The organism is Xenorhabdus griffiniae (genome assembly GCF_037265215.1).
GTDB lineage: Bacteria > Pseudomonadota > Gammaproteobacteria > Enterobacterales > Enterobacteriaceae > Xenorhabdus > Xenorhabdus griffiniae.
In genome coordinates, this window is sequence record NZ_CP147737.1 from 4,183,515 (window position 1) to 4,207,533 (window position 24,019).

General features: G+C 44.9%; 22 protein-coding genes, 2 pseudogenes and 1 riboswitch. Of the genes and pseudogenes, 5 read left to right on the plus strand and 19 right to left on the minus strand.

The window, feature by feature from the left end; all coding sequences use genetic code 11:
- Nucleotides 1-44 precede the first annotated feature (44 nt).
- Nucleotides 45-230, minus strand: a riboswitch (FMN riboswitch).
- Between the two features lie 156 nt (nt 231-386).
- Nucleotides 387-662, plus strand: coding sequence for a ubiquinone biosynthesis accessory factor UbiK (gene ubiK, locus WDV75_RS19055; RefSeq protein ID WP_273558451.1), 276 nt, complete (start codon nt 387-389; stop codon nt 660-662).
- 86 nt (nt 663-748) lie between these two features.
- Here the strand turns inward: ubiK and hldE are convergent, their stop codons facing one another.
- The 3 genes from hldE to WDV75_RS19070 all read right to left on the minus strand — a co-directional run bounded on the left by hldE (nt 749) and on the right by WDV75_RS19070 (nt 6,119).
- Complete coding sequence (hldE, locus tag WDV75_RS19060) at nt 749-2,173, minus strand: bifunctional D-glycero-beta-D-manno-heptose-7-phosphate kinase/D-glycero-beta-D-manno-heptose 1-phosphate adenylyltransferase HldE (protein ID WP_273558453.1); 1,425 nt, start codon at nt 2,171-2,173, stop codon at nt 749-751.
- Between the two features lie 103 nt (nt 2,174-2,276).
- The gene (glnE, locus tag WDV75_RS19065; protein ID WP_273558455.1) at nt 2,277-5,126 is read right to left on the minus strand and encodes a bifunctional [glutamate--ammonia ligase]-adenylyl-L-tyrosine phosphorylase/[glutamate--ammonia-ligase] adenylyltransferase; all 2,850 of its coding nucleotides are present in this window, start codon (nt 5,124-5,126) and stop codon (nt 2,277-2,279) included.
- 39 nt (nt 5,127-5,165) lie between these two features.
- Nucleotides 5,166-6,119: an inorganic triphosphatase gene (locus tag WDV75_RS19070; RefSeq protein WP_273558457.1), complete on the minus strand. Its 954-nt coding sequence runs from the start codon at nt 6,117-6,119 to the stop codon at nt 5,166-5,168.
- Between the two features lie 287 nt (nt 6,120-6,406).
- On the opposite strand from WDV75_RS19070, the gene WDV75_RS19075 reads away from it, so the two are divergent.
- Both WDV75_RS19075 and WDV75_RS19080 read left to right on the plus strand, forming a co-directional pair.
- Nucleotides 6,407-7,027: a TIGR04211 family SH3 domain-containing protein gene (locus WDV75_RS19075; RefSeq protein ID WP_273558459.1), complete on the plus strand. Its 621-nt coding sequence runs from the start codon at nt 6,407-6,409 to the stop codon at nt 7,025-7,027.
- A 15-nt stretch (nt 7,028-7,042) separates the two neighbouring features.
- The gene (locus tag WDV75_RS19080) at nt 7,043-8,188 is read left to right on the plus strand and encodes a multifunctional CCA addition/repair protein (RefSeq protein WP_273558461.1); all 1,146 of its coding nucleotides are present in this window, start codon (nt 7,043-7,045) and stop codon (nt 8,186-8,188) included.
- A gap of 56 nt (nt 8,189-8,244) precedes the next feature.
- Here WDV75_RS19080 and folB read toward each other — a convergent pair whose 3' ends face one another.
- Nucleotides 8,245-8,598, minus strand: coding sequence for a bifunctional dihydroneopterin aldolase/7,8-dihydroneopterin epimerase (gene folB / locus WDV75_RS19085; protein WP_189760208.1), 354 nt, complete (start codon nt 8,596-8,598; stop codon nt 8,245-8,247).
- Between the two features lie 109 nt (nt 8,599-8,707).
- Between folB and plsY the strand changes: the two genes are divergently transcribed.
- Nucleotides 8,708-9,358: a glycerol-3-phosphate 1-O-acyltransferase PlsY gene (gene plsY, locus WDV75_RS19090; protein WP_273558463.1), complete on the plus strand. Its 651-nt coding sequence runs from the start codon at nt 8,708-8,710 to the stop codon at nt 9,356-9,358.
- A 273-nt stretch (nt 9,359-9,631) separates the two neighbouring features.
- On the opposite strand, the gene WDV75_RS19095 is transcribed toward plsY, so the two are convergent.
- The 10 genes from WDV75_RS19095 to WDV75_RS19140 form a co-directional block, all read right to left on the minus strand.
- Nucleotides 9,632-10,081: a hypothetical protein gene (locus WDV75_RS19095; RefSeq protein ID WP_273558465.1), complete on the minus strand. Its 450-nt coding sequence runs from the start codon at nt 10,079-10,081 to the stop codon at nt 9,632-9,634.
- Between the two features lies 1 nt (nt 10,082).
- Nucleotides 10,083-10,478 carry a hypothetical protein gene (locus WDV75_RS19100; RefSeq protein WP_273558467.1) on the minus strand — a complete coding sequence of 132 codons (396 nt, stop codon included), beginning with the start codon at nt 10,476-10,478 and terminating at the stop codon, nt 10,083-10,085.
- Between the two features lie 439 nt (nt 10,479-10,917).
- Nucleotides 10,918-12,645, minus strand: a complete 1,728-nt coding sequence (locus WDV75_RS19105) for an ABC-F family ATP-binding cassette domain-containing protein (protein WP_273558469.1) — start codon at nt 12,643-12,645, stop codon at nt 10,918-10,920.
- 446 nt (nt 12,646-13,091) lie between these two features.
- A complete protein-coding gene (locus WDV75_RS19110; protein ID WP_273558471.1) occupies nt 13,092-13,997 on the minus strand; it encodes a SphA family protein in 906 nt (301 codons plus the stop codon).
- Between the two features lie 60 nt (nt 13,998-14,057).
- Nucleotides 14,058-15,659 carry a phytoene desaturase family protein gene (locus WDV75_RS19115; protein WP_273558473.1) on the minus strand — a complete coding sequence of 534 codons (1,602 nt, stop codon included), beginning with the start codon at nt 15,657-15,659 and terminating at the stop codon, nt 14,058-14,060.
- Complete coding sequence (locus WDV75_RS19120) at nt 15,656-16,456, minus strand: cyclase family protein (RefSeq protein ID WP_273558475.1); 801 nt, start codon at nt 16,454-16,456, stop codon at nt 15,656-15,658. The genes WDV75_RS19115 and WDV75_RS19120 overlap by 4 nt, the downstream gene beginning before the upstream one ends.
- 40 nt (nt 16,457-16,496) lie before the next feature.
- Nucleotides 16,497-17,045, minus strand: a complete 549-nt coding sequence (locus tag WDV75_RS19125; RefSeq protein WP_273558477.1) for a flavin reductase family protein — start codon at nt 17,043-17,045, stop codon at nt 16,497-16,499.
- Nucleotides 17,046-17,060: 15 nt separating this feature from the next.
- Nucleotides 17,061-18,305 carry a styrene monooxygenase/indole monooxygenase family protein gene (locus WDV75_RS19130; protein WP_273558479.1) on the minus strand — a complete coding sequence of 415 codons (1,245 nt, stop codon included), beginning with the start codon at nt 18,303-18,305 and terminating at the stop codon, nt 17,061-17,063.
- A 38-nt stretch (nt 18,306-18,343) separates the two neighbouring features.
- The gene (locus WDV75_RS19135; protein WP_273558481.1) at nt 18,344-19,132 is read right to left on the minus strand and encodes an SDR family oxidoreductase; all 789 of its coding nucleotides are present in this window, start codon (nt 19,130-19,132) and stop codon (nt 18,344-18,346) included.
- A 317-nt stretch (nt 19,133-19,449) separates the two neighbouring features.
- Nucleotides 19,450-19,764 carry a hypothetical protein gene (locus WDV75_RS19140; RefSeq protein ID WP_273558483.1) on the minus strand — a complete coding sequence of 105 codons (315 nt, stop codon included), beginning with the start codon at nt 19,762-19,764 and terminating at the stop codon, nt 19,450-19,452.
- Between the two features lie 266 nt (nt 19,765-20,030).
- On the opposite strand from WDV75_RS19140, the pseudogene WDV75_RS19145 reads away from it, so the two are divergent.
- Nucleotides 20,031-20,321: pseudogene (locus WDV75_RS19145) on the plus strand (DDE-type integrase/transposase/recombinase); the annotation flags it as partial.
- Between the two features lie 186 nt (nt 20,322-20,507).
- On the opposite strand, the pseudogene WDV75_RS22225 reads toward WDV75_RS19145, so the two are convergent.
- From WDV75_RS22225 to casB, 5 genes and pseudogenes are all read right to left on the minus strand, one after another.
- Nucleotides 20,508-20,716, minus strand: a pseudogene (locus WDV75_RS22225) (hypothetical protein); the annotation flags it as partial.
- Nucleotides 20,717-21,135: 419 nt separating this feature from the next.
- Complete coding sequence (gene cas6e / locus WDV75_RS19155; RefSeq protein WP_273558485.1) at nt 21,136-21,735, minus strand: type I-E CRISPR-associated protein Cas6/Cse3/CasE; 600 nt, start codon at nt 21,733-21,735, stop codon at nt 21,136-21,138.
- The gene (cas5e, locus tag WDV75_RS19160; RefSeq protein WP_273558487.1) at nt 21,726-22,409 is read right to left on the minus strand and encodes a type I-E CRISPR-associated protein Cas5/CasD; all 684 of its coding nucleotides are present in this window, start codon (nt 22,407-22,409) and stop codon (nt 21,726-21,728) included. Before cas5e ends, cas6e begins: the two co-directional genes overlap by 10 nt.
- Before the next feature lie 2 nt (nt 22,410-22,411).
- On the minus strand, nt 22,412-23,503 hold the full coding sequence (gene cas7e, locus WDV75_RS19165) for a type I-E CRISPR-associated protein Cas7/Cse4/CasC (protein ID WP_273558489.1): 1,092 nt from the start codon (nt 23,501-23,503) through the stop codon (nt 22,412-22,414).
- A 12-nt stretch (nt 23,504-23,515) separates the two neighbouring features.
- Nucleotides 23,516-24,016: a type I-E CRISPR-associated protein Cse2/CasB gene (casB, locus tag WDV75_RS19170; protein ID WP_273558491.1), complete on the minus strand. Its 501-nt coding sequence runs from the start codon at nt 24,014-24,016 to the stop codon at nt 23,516-23,518.
- Between the last annotated feature and the right edge of the window lie 3 nt (nt 24,017-24,019).

Below are 24,019 nucleotides of genomic sequence, written 5' to 3' on the forward strand. Positions count from 1 at the left end.
ATGGCAACAGAAACAACAGACGAGCGCAAGCACTCGATTGATGCTGTTATTCTCTCCCATCCGGACTATCACCGTCGGCTCCAGAATCACACTGGATCTGCTGACCTCTGTTTTACCCCAAAACAACAAAGGGATAATGACAAACAGAGCGCTCGCGGGCTGCATAAAATGATTATTCGACATTTTACGTTACCGCCGGTAGGGACTTTCACCCTGCCCTGAGATAAACAATTTCACTATAGCGCTAATAATCGGCAGGAGCAATCAACAAAATCAAATATGAAACCTGGCTCGCAATCATTTAAGCTTTCGTCATAAGGGTATTAAAATAGTGCCAATACCGTTACGCTATAAAACATCATTACATTATATAAAGGATGATCATCATGCTCGATCCAAAGAAAATTGAACAAATTGCTCGCCAACTCCACAACGCCATGCCAAAAGGTGTCAAAGAATTTGGCGATGATGTGGAAAAAAAATTGCGTGCTGTTCTGCAATCCCAGTTGAGCAAGTTGGATCTTGTTAACCGCGAAGAATTTGATGTACAGACACAAGTCTTGTTGCGCACCCGTGAAAAACTGGCCGCAATGGAACAACGCCTGAATGAATTGGAAGCTCACCTTGAAGAAACAGGTAAGAAAACACAGCAGGCTGAATAATGTGGCAAGAGAGAATGCCATGAAGACAATTGTGTGAGGTGATATGCCGCTATGCCCCAAAAGCATAACGGCACATGATGCCAAACTTACTGGCTCTTAATGGTCTTGATGATATTGGTTGTGGAAATACCATCTTCGAAGTTTAATACCTTAACCTCACCACCCGCAGCCCAAACTTCTTCGCTACCGGCAATCTCTTCAGGTTTGTAATCCCCACCTTTGACCAAAATATCTGGCAAGATACCCGCGATTAAGCGCTGCGGTGTATCTTCTTCAAATGCCACAACCCAGTCCACAGATTCCAGCGCTGATAATACTGTCATGCGTTGTTCCAGCGGATTCACCGGACGGGTTTCCCCTTTCAGGCGCTTAGTGGATGCATCACTATTGACGGCAACGATCAAACGGTCCCCCAATTTACGGGCGTTGGACAGGTAAGAAACATGTCCCGCATGGAGGATATCAAAACAACCATTCGTCATGACAATCCGTTCACCACGCTGACGCGCCTGTGCAACGGCTTCTTTCAGTTTGGCTTCACTCATTACACCAAATCCAGTTTCTGCACGTCCACGCACCGCATTTTCCAGTTCAACCGGCGATACAGTGGACGTACCCAATTTACCCACCACCACACCGGCCGCTGCATTGGCGAGGTAACAAGCTTCGTTTAACGGCTTACCCGCAGCTAATGCCGTTGCCAATACACCTATCACCGTATCTCCCGCACCCGTGACATCAAAGACTTCCTGTGCCTGAGTTGGCAAATGCAAAGGCGGCTGTCCAACTTGCAATAAACTCATACCTCGTTCAGAACGTGTGATCAACAGCGCTTTTAGATCCAAATCCTGCACTAGCTTCATGCCTTTCTGTACCAGATCATCATTATCCTTGCAGTGCCCTACAACGGCTTCAAACTCTGACATATTTGGCGTCAGCAATGTTGCTCCACGATAGCGGCTAAAATTGCTGCCTTTTGGATCGATAAGTACAGGAACATTCGCTTCATTGGCGAGCTTAATCATCGCCTGAATCTGGTTTAGCGCACCTTTAGCGTAATCCGACAGTACCAAAGCGCCAATATGAGGCAAGGATTGCTGAATTTTTTCCAGCATCGGCTGAGCATCTATATTCTGGAAGCCCTCTTCAAAATCCAGACGCAACAATTGTTGATTACGCGATAAGACACGCAGTTTCGTGATAGTTGGATGAGTTGGAACAGAAACAAAATCACAACGGACTTTCACACTGCTCAGTTTCTCACTCAATGCCCGCGCTGCATCATCAATGCCCGTCAAACCGACCAAACGTGAATTCGCCCCCAAGGAAGCAATATTCATGGCGACGTTAGCCGCACCACCAGGGCGCTCTTCTATGGTTTCTACCTTAACGACCGGAACGGGCGCTTCCGGTGAAATGCGGCTCGTTGGGCCATACCAATAGCGATCTAACATCACATCGCCAACAACCAAAACACCTGCGCGGTGAAAATCCGGGAGTGTTACTTTCATCCCATGCTCCAAATATCAAAATAAACTGTTGCGGATATTACCATAACCAGACTTAGCACCAGCAAACGCGATCAGGAAAAACGGCTACTCTAGCTCAGATCATTTATGCATGGTCGTTCTCCAACCATTTTTGCCAGCTATCACGCACCAAGGCTTGCTGCTGGCTGAAATGTCCAACGGCAACTCGGCTGGATAACGCTTGCAACGCTAAATTATGCAATGCATCACGCATGGTAATGTAAGCCTGCGTCAGCGCCATCGCCTCCTGCTCATCCATAATATTATGCTGCGCCATTAGTTCGAAAATTCGCACGTTATCAGACCAGCGAGTCAGCCTGATATTTTCCGGTGCATAACGCAGCACCTGATATTGCGCAATAAATTCAATATCCGTGATCCCTCCTGGATCAGCTTTGATATCAAATTGATCTTGTTGACGGCTACCCAAATGCCGATACATTTTTTCTCGCATCTCACGCACCTGTTGGCGCAAAAGATCGGGATCACGGGGAAGACATAAGGTTTCACGGCGAATGCGTTCAAAATCATGACGCATTTTCTCGTCACCGAAAACCATGCGTGCACGAACCAGCGCCTGGTGTTCCCAGGTCCACGCTTCATTTTTTTGGTAATCATCAAAGGCTTCAAGAGTGCTGACCAACATGCCCGATTCACCGGATGGCCGCAAACGGGCATCAACATCATACAATACCCCCGACACAGTTCGGGTACTGAACAAATGCAAAATGCGTTGAGTCAGGCGCAAATAAAACTGGCGCGCCTCAATGGAACGGGGGCCTTCTGTCATCACTCCCATTGGACAATCCAGCAAGAACACCAGATCCAAATCAGAACCATAACCCAGCTCCCAGCCACCTAATTTGCCATAACCAATAATGGCAAAACCCAACCCCTGCCGCTGGGATAAATGAGTAGGTGCGCCATAGCGTTTTACCATTTGATTCCACGCCAGTTGCACAACAGCCTCAATAATGGCTTCCGCCAGATAAGTCAGGTGATCGCTCACTTTCATCACTGGCAAGACGCCCGCAATATCTTCTGCTGCAATCCGCAATAGTTGTGCCTGCTTAAATTGACGTAACGCCTCCAGCAATTGCTCTTCATCATCTTCAGGCAGGCGCAATAAATATTGATAAAGCTCATCACGATAAGCTTCCATCGGTAACGGTTGATACAGTGATTTGGGATCGAGTAACTCATCCAGCAACAACGGATGTCGGGCAAGCTGGCTGGCTATCATCGGAGAAGCAGCACAAAGCCGGATAACATGGATCATAACCTGCTCTGATTCCAGTATCAGCTCCAGGTAAGTCGTGCGGCTGACGATGCTGAGCAACAGAGAAGTAATCCGCGCCAAAACGGTATCGGCATCTTCCCTGGCTGCAATTTTTGCCAACAAACGTGGCATCAACTGATCCAGCACATCCCTTCCTCGTGGGCCAATAGTTCGCTTACTGACGTCCTGACGGAAGATCGCCATAACATCAAGCATTTTCTGGGCTTTTTCTTTATCAAGATGAGGAATCAATGCGATAAGTTCATCTGTGTGCAAAGCTTCATGCCATAAGCTCTTGAACGGGATATGGCCGGACGCTTCACTATGCTCTTCTATTTCATCGCCAATCAACTGTTGGAAAATACTTCGCACCGCACCCATTTTGCGCTCGGTTTCTGCCAGTAACTCATCCCAATTGGCAAAATTCATGCCCCAGAAGAGACGGGCACGATCCAACTCATTATCCGGTAAGGTCTGCGTTTGTTGGTCACGAATAGATTGCAGCAAGTTTTCAAGCCGCCGTAAAAACAGGTAACTGTCTTCAAGCTGCTTTAATTGTTCCGTTGGTAATAAAGCCAAATCGTCGATAGCCTTTAATGTCGGCAGCAATGAGCGGGATTGCAGGCTCGGCTCCCTTCCTCCACGGATAAGCTGAAAAACTTGGGTGATAAACTCAATTTCACGAATTCCACCCGCACCTAATTTAATATTGTCTTTTAATCCCCGACGACGGACTTCCCGTTCAATCATGCCCTTCATATTGCGCAAAGCTTGAATTGCACTGAAATCGATATAACGACGGAAAACAAATGGCCGCAACATCTGGCGTAATTCCTGACAATAGACCCGATCATCATTGCCCAAAATACGCGCTTTCACCAAAGCATAACGCTCCCAGTCACGCCCTTGTTCCTGATAATAATCTTCCAATGCCGGAAAACTGAACACTAAAGGACCACTGTCACCAAATGGACGTAATCTCATATCGACACGATAAACAAAACCGTCTACGGTTTGTTGATCCAGTGCCTTAATCAATTTCTGCCCTAAGCGGGTAAAGAACTGGGAATTATCCATTTCCCGACGCCCGCCTTGCGTTACGCCATTTTCTGGATAAGCAAAAATAAGGTCAATGTCAGAGGAAAAATTAAGTTCTCCACCCCCCAATTTTCCCATGCCCAAAATCAGCAACGGCTGTACTACTCCATCACGATTGGCAGGTGTTCCCCAATCCTGACAACAACGCAGATAAAGCCAATCACGGGCGGCTATAATCAAGGTTTCAGCCAACATGCTTAATTGCTGCAATGTCTGTTCTGTCGTACTGCTTTGCAATGCCTGCGACCATGCAATTCTGACCAGTACCCGATGGCGGAAAAGACGTAAGCATCGCATTAAACCATTTTCATCATTTACCGCCAGCAGCGCTTGTGCCAGCCAATGGGAATAATGTTGCCACTCTTCCGGTTGGGGCGGATTTTGGCGAATATCCTCTAGCCATGCGGGATGTGATAACACGTTTTCTGCCACAAACTCACTCAATGACAGCACCGCCTGCTCATCAGGTGAAAAGGGTGTGATTGTCTCCCCTAATGGCGGAAGATCCGCAACGATATGCTGTAATTGTCGGGCTAAAGGCGATGAAAGTGGCCGCATAACTGGTTTTCCTTATGACCGTTTTTTTAATAAAAGGGATTATCGGGACTGAGCCAGCAGCCACTGCATTAATGCTAGCTTACATTGCAACCAAGAAGTGCTATAAGACAATGTTTCAGCCTCCGCATTGTTCATAGATAAAGCCGCCTTTAATTCCAGTAATAAATCCAAGATCGGTAGACGTTCAGTTTGTCTTTCAATCAGCTTTATCACCCACTGCAAAACCTGCGCTAATCCCGTCTTACCTTCTGAAAAACCCGCCAGCCATCCTTCTTCTTGCTCCTGCCATTGCGCCAAAATTTCAGGTAAAAGCACAGACAACGGCTGCCGCCATTCCAACTCTCTCGGTACTTTTGGCAATGTCTTATGGGATAAACCAACAAGCGCATACCCCCGTGCCGCCTTGCTTTGATTTGCTAAACGCAGACCATTTTGCGCAGCAAGTCTGTTTGCCAATGACAGAATATCGATGATATTTCCATTTTTTAGCTCCAGTTCAAACTCACAAATAGGTGACGTTTGATCTCCTGAATCTTTATTGCCAGAAAAAATAATTCCCTGATCCAACACCACTTCAATTTCGCTTTCTCCATAGGTCACAAGCCATTTTTCACGGTTAAAGTCGGTGCTGAATAATTTCGTCAATTGTGCCTGTAGATGGGCGAGATCGGTATTTTCAGGCCAGATAGGGGCGGGAAATAGGGTCAGGTCTAATTTAGGTTGGGATAAAGGAATGTTGAATTCAGGGCGTTGGTGTAACCCACCTATTACTTTACCTGCAGTTTTGATGGTCATCTCATAGTGTCCGTCGAAACCACGGATACGCAACCCCATATCCCAACGCCGCAATTGATTATCAGGCGTCTCAAAATAAATATTAGTCAGGTGTTGTGGGGAAGTGTAATCATGAGGAAACTGCAATAACTGCTGGCGAACTGCCGGTATCGCGTCAGGCTTCACAGACAGCTTCAATTCTATTTCTACCGAACTCATATTTTTTATTCCTCAATGGATATTACAGAATTTTTTTTCTTAATCCTGTTTACACTTTCTTTCACAGAAGAGAAAAATAAACCACAATAGGGTGTTATCTCAACAAACATCACTTTCACTTCGCCAAAAAAAACCTCAAAAGGCGTGTATTCGGCCAGTTGATATCGCATTCATTCTGGTTTACTGATTGCACCCACAAACTTAACTCTTTACTATCCTTTAAGTAGTTTAAATTACGATTAGTCCATACTTGATTGATCCATACACAGAGAACAGTTGAGCACAGAATGCAAAAACTACATCGATTATTTATCTTGTTATTGAGTTTTACTCTTCCATTATCCGTACATGCTGAAGAAAAGCGTTATGTTTCCGATGAGTTATCAGCTTATATTCGTAGCGGCCCCAGCATTAAAAACCGTATCATTGGCTCATTGAATGCCGGCGAAGAAGTCATATTAGTCAGCCCTAAATCAGATAATGGTTTCCTGCAAATTCAGGACCGCAAAGGGCGTACAAGCTGGATACTCGCAAGTGAACTCAGCGCCATTCCAAGCCTGCGTGAACGCCTTCCTGCAATGGAACAAGAGATCAAAACACTGACTGAGAATCTGGCCACCATTGACGATAAGTGGAATAAACGCACCGCTGAATTGCAGAACAAAGTGGCAAACAGCGATAAGATCATCAGTGATCTGAAAAAAGAGAATACTCAGCTCCAGAGTAAATTAACCGTGGCTGAGAAAAAGGTCGAAGTTGCCAATTTGCAGTTGGATGATAAACAAAGAGAGATCATCTTACAGTGGTTTGCCTATGGCGGTGGCGTTGCGGGAATTGGCCTGATTTTGGGGCTTATCTTGCCACACATCATTCCTCGCCGGAAAAAGAAAGATCGTTGGATGAGCTGATTGAAGGAAATAAACGTGAAAGTCTATTTGGTTGGCGGCGCCGTTCGCGATCAATTATTGGGTTTGCCCATTACCGAACGGGACTGGGTTGTCGTTGGTAGCAACCCAGAGGAATTATTGTCTCAGGGATATCAAAAAGTTGGGAAAGATTTTCCTGTTTTCCTGCACCCTAAAACCCATGAAGAGTATGCGCTGGCACGCACTGAAAGGAAATCCGGTCAGGGATATACCGGTTTTACCTGTTATGCAGCCCCCGATGTGACGCTGGAAGAAGATCTGCTGCGCCGTGATTTAACGATTAACGCTATTGCACAAACTCATGAAGGCGAATTAATCGATCCTTATCATGGTGTCAATGATCTCAGCAATCGTATCTTGCGCCATGTTTCCTCTGCGTTTGCAGAAGATCCATTACGTGTGCTGCGTTTGGCTCGTTTTGCGGCTCGTTTTGCCCATTTAGGCTTTTCAATTGCACCAGAAACGCAAACGCTCATTACAGAGATGGTCGCCAGCGGTGAATTATCCTCATTAACACCTGAGCGCGTTTGGCAAGAAACGGAAAAGGCGCTCACTTCACAATCACCACAAATCTATTTTCAAATTCTGCGTGATTGCGGAGCGTTAGCTGTACTCTTTCCTGAAATCGATAAGCTGTTTGGCGTTCATGATACCGGACTTCATTCATTGCGCGTGTTGCAAATATCCACCCAATTGAGCGAAGAGACAGACATTCGTTTCGCCTCACTATGTAGCCATATCGCAATAAAGCCACTGCAACAAATGTGCGAACGACTGCGTATTCCCAACTCAGCTCGCGACCTAGCCACGATTGTGACGCAATATCACAATTGGGTACATACCGTAGAACAATTACCACCAGAAACCTTGCTGAACTTGTTTAATGCCGTGGATGCCTGGCGCAAACCACAACGCATTGAACAACTGATTACCTGTAGCGAAGCAGACAACCGTGGATACCCAGGGGCAGAAACTTCACCTTACCCACAAGCTGAGTATTTACGCAAAGTGTTCGCCATTGCCAGCCAAGTCAGCGTTCAGGAAGTGATTGCCCGTGGATTTCAGGGTGCCGAGATCCGCACAGAATTGGAACGTCAGCGACACATTGCCATCGCAGACTGGAAACAACAATCGATTGATTAAATTTCCCCATCAATTTAGCGTCCCAAGCCATTCATTAAATTGGGACGCTTTTTCAATTAGCCCGCACTTCGCTCAATCACTACGCCGACACTTTTTGCATGTGCAACCGCACCTGGTTTACTGACCTTAACCTTAACCCAAGGAGAGTGAAATTGGTGTAGCAAAATACCGGCCACTTCTTCTGCGACTCGTTCGACCAGAGCAAAACGTTGGCCGGCCACATGATTAATAATCGCCTCACTCACCTTGGCATAATCCAGACAGTGTTCAACATTATCACTGGAAGAGGCGCGTTTGTTGTCCCATCCCATTTCGATATCGAACACTAATTTCTGTTTAATTGTTTGTTCCCAGTCATAAACACCAATAGTGGTAATCACAGTTAATTCTTCAATAAATACGATATCCATCACGACCTTTTCCCCATTTTTCGGTTCGCCAGATACCACTTCCGACGAAATGTGCGTATTATCCATTGTTAGACTTAAGAAAACGACCCTTATTCATTGGAGATATCTTATGAGTGCAATCGCGCTTGGCATGATCATCTTCGCGTACTTATGTGGCTCTATATCCAGCGCGATATTGATCTGCCGTTTGGCAGGGCTTCCCGATCCCCGTCAGCATGGTTCCGGCAACCCTGGGGCAACAAATGTACTGCGCATTGGTGGTAAATGGGCTGCATTGGCAGTGCTGGTTTGTGATGTCCTAAAAGGGCTAATACCGGTTTGGCTGGCATACAAACTCAACGTTTCCCCATTTTATTTAGGTATTACCGCTATTGCTGCTTGTCTGGGACATATTTATCCCATCTTCTTCCATTTCAAGGGAGGGAAAGGCGTTGCAACCGCTTTCGGTGCCATTGCTGCCATCGGTTGGGATCTGATGGGATTGATCGCAGGGACATGGATACTAACAGTGCTGTTAAGCGGCTACTCCTCATTGGGTGCCATCGTCAGTGCATTAATTGCACCTTTTTACGTCTGGTGGTTCAAACCTGAATTCACTTTTCCTGTTGCCATGCTGTCATGTCTGGTACTTGTACGTCATCACGATAATATTCAACGTCTGTGGCGAGGGCAGGAAAGCCGCATCTGGCAGAAATTGAAAAAGAAACAGGCAATGACCGAAAAAGAGAAAACTCAAGCAGCTAAAGAGCAAGAGGAGTGACATGGACAAAGCCGATGAAAGCACTGGTTTATCATAGCGTCGGCAAAATTTTCTGCTTTCCGTGTCACCGGGTTAATACTTTGCCCGGTAACACGAAGAAGGCAAGCACAGTGCGTCAGAATTATCTTCTACAATAGGAAAGATTCCCTTGCATTTGGAGCCGTATTTTATCGATAGATTATAGTCTAATTTCATAGACGGATATGGTCTGAAAAGAAATTTTTGTGTATTAATATCCGACAATTTTTTGCGGATTAAATTAATATTGGTGAATTACTTCCAGATACAGTCTTGTTTTTCTTCATCATAAGCTTTCTTATTTTCCTCAAAACCAATATATTTATTTTGTTTATCTCTATATGTGAATGCAATATATTTATCACCTTTTAATTCAACAAGATAAGATCCACCTGGCTTTCCATTTATCATTTCATCCCATTCCATAATATATACCGATGTACCATTTTCAACTAATATTGTAAATTCATCATCATTAAGAATGATAGGTATGGATTTATCGGATTTTTCATATTTAACATAACCAAAAGCATCATCATACCCATGTATTTTTGAAATCATGTTAACAAAATTTATATTTATTGGCTTCTTTCCATGAAAAGTAAAGCACCCTACATTAGTAGTCCATTCATTATCAGACCATTCAGAAGAAAAAGAATCGGAACATAAAACAATCAGAGATAAAAAAATAATTTTCTTAATCATTTCAATTTCCTTCCAAAGCAATAATTCTTTTATTTATATGATTCAGAACGTCAGAATATTTAATTCCATATATTTTCGTTTCTTTTTTATTTAGGGCAAAAGGGTTTTTTATAATTAACTCCTGTGATCTTTTATAACCTCTCAATGCTTCATTTTTATTCTTCATTGTTCCTTTATATTCTTTTGCATCAGGATCTGTTATAGGCGTTGACGGCAGGTATTCTTCTCGTAATATCCCCTTTCCATCCGTTTTACCGGTGCGCTGATTCGCACGGCTTTTTAATTTATAAGGTATTCCTACTAATGGCTTACCTTGTTCATCTACAAGCTGAAACTCAATCCAATTTTTCAGTATCTTCTGACAATCATGACAATAAATTGAATTTTCGTTACTCATAATCTGTTGTTCCTGTTACTTTTCATTATTTTTTTGTAATGTTAGTTATCCGTAAGGTCAGTTTATTTTACACACTCATCAACAAAATTAATCAACCAATTAAATCCAATTTTTGCCTGATTTAATGGAGTACGGTGAGATTAGCGAGATATGCACGGTAATTCAGACAAAGTTCTCCGGTTAAAGCCATCAGATTTATACCAATCTCACTTCAAGATGCGTGTGATTTCTTCCCACGAAGCGGGAAGAAATCAGGTTTCATAGAGTGTTGTAAATTGCAACTTGAAGTTTAATGTGTATAAATAGCAGCCTAATTTAACCACTTTTAAATCCAATGGATTTTTTATTTTAAGATGACGATAAAACACAATAAATATTGTAAAAGTCACCACATTGATGAGAAACACCCCAAATTAGGGGCGCTGTTAATTATATGAATTCACTCCAACATTTCATACAGCTTCTTAATTTCCTTTCTCCAGCTCTCCTGATTTTTGGGCTTCTGGTGCTTCGGTTTCCTTGCCAAATCCTGCGCCAGATTTTGCTCCAATACCACAATGCGTTGCAGGATCTCTTCCTCATCTGCTAATGTTTCCACCCCATCAAGAGTGCTTTCCTGCTCCTTAACCACTGCTTTTTGATAAGGGATCACTTTTTCATTCAGAAACTGATAATACCCTTCACTGGATGTGACTTCTTCCAGTTTGCCATTTTTAATCAGCCAAAAACGATTAGCGACGTTATCGATAAACGCCCTATCATGCGAAGTGATTAATATTGTCATCTCGGTATTAATCAATTCATTCTCCAATTCCATTTTGCCAAAAATATCCAGGTGGTTTGTTGGCTCATCGAGGATCAGGAAATTATGTTTATTTAATTTTAAGATCAAAAACATTAATCTCGAACGTTCACCGCCACTTAATCGCCCCACCCGTTGGTTAAAATCGGCATATTTAAAACCTGTTGCAATCAGTTGCTGTTTACAGGTGATATCATCAATATTGGGCGTGTTATTCCTGACTGCATCGAAGATCGATTCGTTCAACGGAATTTTTTCCAATTCCTGATCGAGATAGCCCATATTACACTGCGGGGAGAAAATATTTCTGGTCTGGTTATAAGCCTCAACAAGCGTATGAATAAAGGTGGATTTCCCCACGCCATTATCACCTAACAGGGCTATTCTATCACCCGGCCGGATATACATGCCATTAATTGAAAATAAAGGATTAAACTGCCCATCCTGATGATAACCAATCCATTCCTCCCCAATTTGCAGCATATTTTTCGATTTTATTGAATCGGCATCCAATGATAATCGGTAAGTTTCCCCTTCAGTGATTTTGGTTTTACTCTTTTCGAGTTTTTCGGCCCGTTTTTCCATCGACTTGGCTTTTCTGGCAAACTTTTCGTTATCGTGGATTTTTCCCCACAATGCCAAACGCCTGGCACTTTCCTGTATACGCTGAATGTTCTTTTCTTCCGCTTTCAAACGTAATTCATCCGCTTTATCTTTCTCTTGTAAGGCAGTAAATGCCTGGCTAAATGGTAAAGAAAATGTGGTCAATTGTCGGTCTCGCAAGAAAATCGTCTGGTTAGTGACGTTATCCAGAAAGTTTCGGTCGTGGGAAACAATATTAAACGCGCTCTTTAAGCTATTATTAAAAAAATCCTCGAAAAATTTCAGGGTGTTGGCATCCAAATGGTTACTGGGTTCGTCAAATAAAATAATATCGGGTTCTACAATCGCACTCATGGCAAACATCAATTTTGTTTTTTGTCCACCACTGAGATCAGCAACTTTTGTCGTAAAATCAGCATCCTGAAAGCCAAAATCATAAAGCATAGATACCGCTTTGTAATCACCATATTCATCTATTTGTTTTACCTTCTGGGAAATAGATTCAAGTAAGGTCATCTCAAGCAATGCGTCATCAATAAACTGAGAAACCATCTCCAATCTCAAACCATTAGCATATTCGATTACCCCATCATCCGGCTTTTCCATACCCGCTAATAGCTTAAGTAAATGGGTTTTTCCCGTGCCGTTATAACCAACCAAAGCAATTTTGTCATTTTCTTTAATAGTTATGGAGAGATTGCTAAATAGTGGCTTTGAATTAATGCTAAAGTTAACTTTATTACACTGGATCAGCGTTGACATCTTTATGTCCCCATCATAAGACCTTTATTAATCTCAAGATATTGATTATTTTCAGCCAAAACTTATATATTCAAAGAAAAATAAGGTCAAGTTTTTATCATAATAAATGAAGGGATAACCACGAAATCTTATATCCACATATACCCATCACACGTATCTTGAAGTTAGATGGATATATATCTTAATGTGATTATTTATTTGATTAACTTATAAAAATAAACGCTGCTCATATTAAGGAGCAGCGTTTATTTTTATTTATCACCACGTTGTTTATATATCCCCACTACGTGGGGATATAAATAGGTATTCATAATACTGAGAGTATCAGATGTTGGAGTTCCTTACCCCGCGCGGAGCGCGGGGTAAGGAATACTCCTATCATTTTGAAACGCTATTTGTAAAACGCATCTTGAAGTTAGATTGGTTGGTATTAAAAAAATACGTCCTCAAAATGGAATGGCCGCTTTTAAGAAAATTTGAGAACCTGATGGGCGATTACTGACAACAAAATCTTTTTGCCACTTCAAAGTCAGCAGCCAGCCTTTATCATTGGCATAGCGAATGGAAGGACCGAAACCCACCGCCCTCGCTTTACCCTGTGCGGAGTTTGAGCCACTATCATTCGTGATCTGCTGAAAAACATAACCGCCAACGCCTGCGACCAGACCGTTGCCAAATCCCCAACCCAACGCATAATCTGCATGTAGTGCCTGGCCGGAGGTTGTTTTAGTGTCCTTGTTGCGGAAGTTGACATCATACATCACTTTTAAATCCGCATTGATACCGTCAACAGGGAAATAGCTGATTGCCCAGACGGGTTGCGCTGTCCAATAGTTTTTTCCCAGGCTGGAAAGATCGTTGCGGTCATAGTGGCCGGTCGGTGCATTGACATTCAAGCCAATAACATAAGCCAAATCAGGCGCGGGATGGTAACCCAAAGCAGGGCCAAAGGTGATATCCCCTATCCCTTTGCTGTTGTCATGTTTGCCAGCAGCATCAGCGGTAACATCCAATAATGGCACGATAGCATGATAAGCCAGCTGCCCGCCAAAGACTTGCGTCTCGGTCACCCAAACCAATCGCGGGGCAAGGACATTCACATTGACTTTAAAACCAGGAACAGGAATCAAATTGCCGTGATTGCCCTTAAGCTTGGTATAGTGAATATTGCCACCATAAAACAGGGTATGAAGGCCCGCAGGCGGTAAAGCACCGGATAAGTAATTATCCAGACCATCAGGATAGGCGCCGACACCACCTTCTGTTGCCATCGCGGAATGACTTATCATAGCCAAGAAACCTGGCAGTGATAAAACCGCTGCATAAAAGAGCCGTCTGAATTTAGACGTCATATAACCCTCCTCTCTGTAAGAGATGAATTGATAAAAAATGAAAATAATTGGCTACTTTGATCAGCGTCGCGCAAGTCGACGAGCGACAAGATAGCCGGAAGTCCCACTTAATCCGGGGCCTGGATGGGTTGAAGCCCCAATGTGAAACACGTTACGGACTGGAGTTTGATGCGCCTTGGCACCTTGCGCAGGGGCAAACGGGCGTAACCAGAAAAATTGATCAGGTGAGCAAATGCCTGAATAGGGATCTCCCCCTGACAAGTTACAGTTCAATGCCTGTAAGTCCGCCGGAGAATACGCTTTGCGGCCAACAATCGAAGATGAAAAACCTGGCATCACTGTTTCCAAACGAGCCTGCACCCGATCCGCAACCGCTTCGCGAATAGCCTCATTCCAATTGCCATCGACAGGAATGGGAATTTCTCCCAAAGCATCGCCTTTTAACTGCGTGGGTAATTCCTGCATTTGAATCCACAAAATCCAACAGCCTTTTGGCGCACGGGAAGGATCAAGAGCTGTTGGCTGTCCTATCGCCAGTGTCGGATGACTGGGTAGATAACCATTATTAGCCTGTGTCACGGATAAACAGACTTGTTCCATACTCTCCGTTAAATGAACCAGTGGCACATGGCACAATTCAGGCTCACACCACGGCGGTGGGGCGTTCAAGGCAAAATGAATCTGCATTCCTCCGCGCCCATAACGATAGTTCCGTGCTTGTTGCAAAAGAGTATCGGGAACCCTATCCAGCAAGTGACCATAAAGCTGTTGGGGGGTTACATTGCAGACTATCGCTTCGCTGGCATGATAAACCTGCCCCGCAACCATCACACCAGAAGCACGACGCTTTTTGCCCTGCCCTTGGGTGATGATACGGTCAACTTGAGCATGGGTGATAAGCTGACCGCCGTGTTGCTCAATGATCCCTGTTAGCGCTTCTACCATACGCATACTGCCACCTTTTACCACCGGCATCCCGCCGGCAACTACAGCAGTAAAGGTGAGTTTACCGATCAGAGCGGAGCTGGCATCATCCGGCCCTAACCCCGTATGCAATACCCACGGTGCCAGCAAAGCACGGCTGAAATCAGACTGTAACTCACGTTCAGCCCAGCGCCGGAAAGTTTCCAGCGAACTGCCGGCAAACCTAGCCAATCCATCCAGGCCACGTTTGCGCCATTCAGAGAACAATAATTTGAGTATCCCGCAACCATAGGGATTTTGCCCTAATAAACCAAAGATCAGCGCCGCATCATCATGGAAGATTTGTTGTGCCATGCGACGCAATATCTCTCCATCACCTGCCGCGATTTCATCAAGCCGCAAAGCTGAGGCCAGAATATCGTGCTTTAAGGCAATTCCCTTGCCATTAGGTTGTACCAACCCCGTTGAATAATCGCTTTGCAAAAACTCCAAGCCTGCCTTTTCCAACGCAGGCTTGAGTTCCTGATAGGCTGGGCTGCCTAAGAACAATGGATACCAGCAAGAGAGCACATCATGGGTATAACCGGAAAAAAGTTCTTCCGTGCGAATACAACCGCCAGGTACTGCGTTGCGTTCCAGTACCAAGACCGATTTACCCCATTTTGCCAACAAAGCGGCACATACCAACGAGTTGATGCCACTGCCGACAACGATCACTTGTGGTCTGGAATCTGTCATGGTATCGCTCCAGAGAAAGATTCAGCCAATGCCAGAACACGCAACGGACTTCCCGAACCACCACCAATTTTGAGAGGAGCAGCAATAATGACCACCCCCGTGGGAGGCAACAAATCGAGGTTTTTCAGACACTGCAAGCCATATTTATTCGCCCCGTGCATTAACGTGTGGCAGGGATATGCCACTGGCCAGGCATACGATTGCCCGGCATCCGTATTAATGGTTTCTACCCCAAACCCTCGAATATCCCGCTCGTGGATCAACCATTCCACCGCTTCCTGACTAGGACCTGGTGTATGGGCACCATCATCATGCAGGTTGAGAAAACGTACCGGATCGTCTGCCCATTTCGACCAATCTGTCCTGAACAGCAACCATGCTCCGGCGGGAATATGACCATGCTGCTCTTCCCAGGATTGTAAAAACTCAACCGTCAATATCCAGTCTGGATCTTGTGCCACCTGCTGGCTGGCATCCACCACCACAGCAGGCGCAACAAAATTATGCAAGGGAATAGTATCAACACTGTTATCCGGCTGATCTTTACCGCTGATCCAATGTATTGGCGCATCAAAATGCGTGCCGGTATGCTCACCACAACTAAAATTATTCCAGTACCAACCTGGGCCATTCTCGTCATAGTGAGAAATGCGTTCCACATTGAAGGCCCAAACTTGTCCAAATTGTTCAGGCAACTGCAAGGCCGGAAAATCCGGCGTCAATGTTTGTGTAAGGTCGATGATTTTCACACTGCCTTGATTTAACGCCATGACAAACGCATTTAACGGACTATTCATTAATCATGCTCTCCTGAATGTTTTCCAACAGAATCATTTTTTATATTCCGTGAATATCATGCAGACCGGTAAACATGCCGCCGTGAAAAACCAATGGCTTACCTTCGATACTGGCAATGCGTTTGACCTCTCCGATGACCAGCAAGTGATCACCAAGATGCGTTTGCTGGTGATTGGCGCACACCAATGTCGCTATCGCTCCTCCAATCGAAGGGATACCTTCGGGTGTTTCCTGCACCGAAATACCCTGAAATTTATTTTCTACCCGCGAACTGGCAAAACGCAGGGCCAATTCCTGATGATCACAACTCAGGATACTGATAGTGAAATATTCGCAATCACGGAACACGGACAGATTAGGTGAATGATTAACCAAACTCCAGAGCACCAAAGGCGGCTTCAGTGAAAGTGAAGCAAATGAATTGATGGTCAATCCCACATTACGTCCCTCAGCAGTACGAGTCGCAACAATGGCAACCCCTGTCGGATACTTCCCAAAAAGCGTGCGCAAATCTCCCGTTTCAAATTCCGTTGCACCCCATTCACTATCAAACAGCGGCATTTGGTTATTCAGGGTAGTTATGCTCATATTTATTTCCCCCGTTTATGCCCGAATTTCTTCAATCAGTTGTGAATGGATATATTCTTCACAGGCATTGGCATCTTCCCACCATGGGAACAGTACCGGAGGATGGTTGAACGCATTGGCAATTGTGCTGGCAAGTGTCGGTAAACGTTGGGCTGCCCCTAATAATTCCAGAACGTGTGGCTTTGGTGGGATAAGAAGGCTGTTTGTCCATTCCACAACGTAATGACCATATTGCCAAAATTGTTCAAACGTGTTGTTCATCCATTCAGCCGTAAAAGGTTTGTCGCCGTGGGCAAGAATGGCTTCGTAATAGACTTTGCAGGCTTTTGTTGCGTTATTCGAACCCTGCCCGGTCAGCGGATCATTGGTAACCACGGCATCCCCCAGTCCAAAAACCTGACGACCAGAAGGCAAAGTCAGCACGGGCTTACGCACTACTGGCGCAAAACGTCCCGCCAGAATGCCATTTTCATCGGTCAGCTCGATATGCTCACAACGTTCAAATTCCCACGGCAGGAAAGTTTTGAGGATCTGCTTGCTATAGGCCAGATGTTCTTGCGGTGTTCTTGCCTCTTGCCAGCCATCCATTGCCCCCCCAGGAATACCCTCGAAAACCATGATGTCGCAGGGACCACTGAGTGTCAGGGCAGGAAAAACGAAATATTCCCCTACACCCGGGATCAAGTTAAAAGAGACACGGGAATATTGAGGCGTTGGCAGCATACCATTCACATAGGTCAATGCCAGTGCACGCCGCGGTGTATCATATGGTGAGCGTGAAGCATCGCGTTCCAGCAATTTTACAATCTCCCCTTTGCCACCCGCCAGAATGACCAGTTCATGGCTGGCCGCCAGGCGTTCCAGTTCGGCAACGCCCACATCGCTAATTTCCAGATTACCGCCACGAGAAGCAAATAGTTCCAACCAAAATGGCATCTTGATGCGTTGATCGACAGCTTGCGCATATTTGTCGAGCCGTGCACTCCATTCAATGGCTTTGTCATGGGGAATTTCAGGATGTGGTACGGTGAAACCGATCCCTTCAACGGGCGGGCATTGCGTTTCCCACTGATTCAATCCCAAATCACGTTCAAACTGCAAAGAAACATCAAACATGCACTGACTCGACAGAACCCGACCATGACGAACATCATCAGGCGTGCGGTTGGTGACTACAGTGACTTGATAGCCCTTGTCAAGCAGACCAAGGGCCAGAGGCAGTCCGGCCTGGCCACCTCCGACGATAGCGATACGACGCATAGTATTTTCCTCTTTTGTTTTGGATGTCGGAACTGAACCTATTCCGCCAACCGTGGAATAGCGGGTTTCGCCTGTTCTGGTCCCATTACTGAATAGCCACCATCAACGGCATAATCCGCACCGGTTACAAAACTCGCTAAATCTGATAGGAGAAATGCCACGACCTGCGCAATTTCTTCGGGATCACCGACACGACCAAGCAGGTGATAATCTGCGGCAACGTTATCGGCTTTCTGTCGCTTCCCCTGGGTTAACTCATCCATAACCCGTGACCAAGTCCACCCTGGTGAAACAGAATTAACGCGGATGTGGTCAGCGGCATAATCCATTGCCATACTACGGGTGATTTGCAGTAATGCGGCTTTTGAAGCGGGGTATAACCAGCGGCCTGTCTGGGCAATTGAGGAAGAAATGCTGGTGAAGTTAACAATAGCGCCGCCTCCCGCCGCAGTGAGGTAAGGCCGGACAAATTGGGCTGCTCTGATGGCACTGATCACATTGATATTCAAGGCGGTCAGCCATGTTTCACGGCTGGAGTCGGCCCCCTCATCCAGATAAGTCGCTGCAAGGTTGATGAGGTAATCCAGACGGTGATAACAAGCAACAACCTCATGTATTCCCTGAGAAAGTTGATTATCGTCAGTAATATCAATATGCCAGAAACGGATGGATTCCGGTTGCAGACTGGCCGCTTTCGCCCCGCCTGCCTGATCAATATCAAAAATTGCAACCTTCACCCCATATTCACTCAATACCCTGGCAACGGTTGCCCCAATTTTGGTAGCCCCACCAGTGACAATAGCGACTTTATTGTTTAAGCCCTGCATAAAGGTTCCCCTTTTGTCATATGCTCACCAGAGTAATTAATCATGGAGGGTTATCATTACGTGAAACAGGGAGATGCAAGTAGCCGCTATATGCAAAAAAGATCCATTCAGTGCAGATTTGACATCTTATCTGCTTCAAAAACACAGGTAAGAGAACACGAAAAGGGAGATTAAAGATGTAATACCGCTCGCTTAAGCGTGAGCGGTTCTCTTTTTATAAGGGTAACGTGATGATTTGCAAAGCACTTGCCTGGGGATGGATTGGCGTTTTCGCTTTTGAGGTAAAACCAGCCTCTTACCATTTTCTCTGAGCGCTTTCAGTTTTTGCGGGTCGTGCCCGGGGCTGAACCCACCCACTGCTGAGCGTAGCTAATCTCACTTTGAGTGATGGGGCCAAATGCCACATCGGAGATAAAGGGTGTCCGTGCAGACATTAGCGTCACCGCCAACACCGAGGGAAAGGCGGCTTTGCCGCAGGCATAACCCAATTGTTGATTATCGCCGGTTTCAGGTAGCTTAAACTGAGTGCCATCCACACAGAAAATTTTCAGGCCACACGCCGAAATAAGCCGTGTCTTCTTTTTCCCCTTCAGTGGCGGTGGTATGAAAAAAATGCCGTAATGGTTCAACACCAATGCGGCGTCTGGCTTTCGCGATACTGCTTGACGCTAATGAAGACAGCTCTCCTTTCGCGTCAGGAAAAGCCAGATCTAATTTTGACGGCTTCAGTCACCCATGCCATGAGAATGTTTTGGCTAAACGCATCCAGGGATTCGGGGTAATTAAATGCTGCAGTGGCTTGGAGTTCACGAGAAAATTCAGACATAAAAATCAGCCTCAAACAATCAGTTGAGGCCGATTATGACTTATCTTGATTTGCTTAAGCGAGCGGTATTACGCTAACACGGCAGCCTTAGAAACGCTCAATATTGGTAAACCCGAAGAGGAAACTATTGCAATCCGACAAAGCAAATACCGCAATAATTTGATAGAGCAAGATCACCGTAATATCAAACGTCGAACACGCTCGATGCTTGGGTTTAAATCCTTTCGGCGAGCCCAAACGCTGCTAGCGGGCATAGAAATCATTCCGATGTTACGTAAAGGTCAATATGTTCAACCGAAAGGAAAGATCTTATCACCCGCAGCCACAGGGCGAGAGCATACTTTGATTAATATTTGCACTTAAAATGTCAGCATTGTTCTTTAACTCTTTTGTTAACTATAAATGTCTAAAGAACTGTAATTTAGTTTAATTATTACCCGATATAAAACTGTGATAATCAAATATTGAAAATTATTAATCTTTAAAAAGCAGTAAAAATAGTGTGATCGCGCCCTGGCTTCAATCCAGCGTCTCTATGGGTAAGGATGCCTATACCACGATGAGTTCCGCGCCTGATAAAGCACAGGCAACCACATTCGCATGCTTTTTACCCAGTTGTTTCGAACCCACTCAACAAGTCTACTCTTCTGGATATTCAAGCCGCATCATGAACGCGCGGGCGAACGGAATCAGGGTAACCTGCGCAAATTTTTGTCGCTTCGTTTACTAATACCCAGCAAGGTGGATTTGCCACCCGTACGATTTATCCCCATACACATGGGGAACAGGGTATTTGCCACCCCGTATTTCAGGTAGCACCCGGTTTATCCCCATACACATGGGGAACAGACCAACTCTATTATTATGTTTTTAAATAACTTTTTTAATAGAAAAAATCCCACCACGTTTTTTACTTAAAAACTTCATTTTATCAAATATAAAAACACTGATTTTTCATCATGTTAAAAAAACAAAACTAAAACCCATGCCAATCTACCAAAATTTCCAATACGAAATATTTTTATCTCTAACGCTCAGCAGCTATGTTACTAAGCAAATCCATATAACAGATCTCCCTCATATTGGATTACAAAGTCTTCGTCCACGCTTTCAATGATGACTCTTGTCACTAAAAGAATTTCCCAATCCCAAAAGGCTAGTCATCAACAATAAAATTCTAACCAAGCGCCAAAGAGAGTAAACCACATCCCATGGCTTTAGCTGGCCCAATTCCTTGACGCAAAAGAGAGGTGAAAACATCACCTTCCTGTACAATGAGTTGTCCTTCAAAACTTATTGGCTGAATTTTCCCCTTAATATCATCTTTGCAAAAATAGATTGGGGACTCCGGTGTCACCCATACCGTCGATAACAGCGCAGCTCCTGCCAATTTGCGTGATAACCACTGCAACTGCTCCTCCTCATGGATAAGCGGCACTCGGCAACATTTGACCCTTCCATTACGATCACGGCGCTGTTCCCCGTCTTTGATAGTCTTAACCGGATTAGCCCGTAGCTTAAAGCGTAACTTGGCACCATTGGGAATACTCCACTGAATAGGTTTATTCACGATAACCTGAGCCGCTTGTGCCGACGAAGGTGCCAGTGCTGATTGTAATAGAGCTTCCGCGCCACGACCAAAGTGCTGTGCCTCAATCCGAAAGAGAAAATCACGTGCCTCATTAGGACGATTGGGGAAAAGCTGCCATAAGGCCCGATGCAATTGATAGGGATCTTTCGCCCATCGCCAGTCGATCCAAACTTTACTTAAGAACATGACGCATCTCCCTGAACCACAAACCAATCATGCGCTGAAAATTGACGAGGCAAGGCAACGATAGGCTCATCCCGTACGCGTAAAGGATATCCTTTTGAATCGATAGCCTCTTCACTATAAATCGTTCCTCCATCACCAAATTGATTTAACGCTAATCGAGAATTGTCTGCCTCACACTGCCCCAAATAGAGTGGATGACTCAATGGACAACTACGTCTCCCCAAATAAGGAGTAAACCAAGGCTTTTGGACAGCAGTAACTAAACTTGCTAATTTGTAATGACTATCAGGTAAACACCAAACAGCGACAGTAAAGTGCGCATCACAGAGATATTCACGCCAGGTTTGAATGATGTCATGGCTTTTCAGACTAACGTAATCCACTCTGGCATCTTTGATGGTGTGATAATCCGTAATTTTGCTAACCTTCACAGACTTATTCTTCACAGAATCATCATCCAATTTATGTTCATCACAGCGCACTGCGAAACGAACACTGTCAGATAAAGCCTGAAGCGCAGTTTTATCATTTCGGCGTATCCCCAGACATGCTCCTAGCAACCCTAGTAAACCACTACGAGTGGGGAAATTAGCAGTAGGACGCATACCTTCAAATGTGGGTTGCCCCCAAAACTGCATAGGTCCAGAAAGGCGTAATATGAGATAAGAAACCATATTTAACCCTCACCGTTATTACGGATCCAAGTTTTCAGCTCTTCTAACCCTGATTTGGATACAACACCGTTTGCAAGTTCCGTATCCAGCAAAGAGAATTGTGCGGCTGGTCCAGTTAGTCCATAGACTTTAGCAACACGGTTCCAGTAATCGGTAAACGCTTTAATCGAAGGTTTGAGATAACCCTCTTGCTCTGCTCTGACAGGTGATTCAAAAGCATTAGCCATAGATATTGGCACATCGGAAAAGTTGACTATCACCAGATCCGCTGGGTTAAACGCTGCAAATGTACGCTGTTTAGCATTCGGGGTTTCCGTCGCCAGCATATGCGCCAGATGTGCAGCAATATCTAACGCCTTGCTGCGTTCAATACCGCCGAGATTTTCCTGTAATTGTGCAAAATTCAGGCTGGCATAACGGTAGAACACACCAGCAGAGAACTCCTGCGTCCCCAAATGAGCAGATCCTAAATCTTTTAAGTCATCAACGGCAGCAAACCAGTCAATATCCGATGCCACAGTATGGGTAGTGATGGCGTGTGCAATAGACATCGCCCCATCCACTTTACCCAATTCCTTCATCATACCGCTAGTCGCCATACGGCCACTTAACGCCAGATCAACGCCATTTTGTAAATTAGCGCGCATAGCCGCAATGTTTGATTTCAGTTGTTTTGTCAGTTTCTTGTCATCGACCCCTTCAGCATCTGCCTGAGCAACCTGTTCACAGAACCAGGCAACTTCGCCTACAACCCAGGGAGATATGGCACTCCCAAGAATTTCCTCCGAATCATCAATTGGTTCTCCAGTCAGTAGTGTCAGTGAACGATCAATCAATGCTGTTTCAAAGCGTGTCCCTAAACGTTCATGTAAAACATTTCTCAGTTCAGCCAGTTGGATAGTTCGAATACTCGACTCACCCAGATGCCGCATATAGTAGTCACTCTTACGCATCGTACGTTTAAGGCTTTGGCTGGAAATACGAACTCGACGCCTGCCACCAAAGATGGCATCTTTTTGCATATTCATATCATCACGGTTCAGGCAGGCCGGACTATGGGAGATTAATACGTGGAAGTTAATAAAATTGTTCATTATGTTACATCCTTATGCTTTTTTCTTTTGAGGAAGGGCAAGTATGAAATCTTCTAATATCCGACTGCGATCATGTCGGTTCCACCGGGTTAATTGTTCAGCTAAAGTTGGCCAATCAAGCTTAGGTTCAGCATGGATAAGCAAACGGCGCAACTGCACCATATCGTTAGGCCAGTCAGCTCGCAGCATTTGGTACAGCCGGCGTTCACTGATACGCCCACTATTTGCCAGCGCTTTACCCAAGGTAATCACTTTTTTATTCTTGTCATCTTCTGACTCAATATGTGTGATAACGTCTTTCCCTGCGCTCAGACAAAACACCATACGGAGCAATGGCAATTGATTCTTGGGGGCATGCCAGCCAAAATCTCTCACCAGATAGTAAAAAGCGGGAATATTTTTCAATTCTCTAGGTTCAGTCACACGCCTAAGTTGGGCAATGTCACCGTTATTCATTTTCTTCCAGGCCTTGTAGAGAGCCATAGCATCAAAATTAGGATCAGAATCAGACATAGG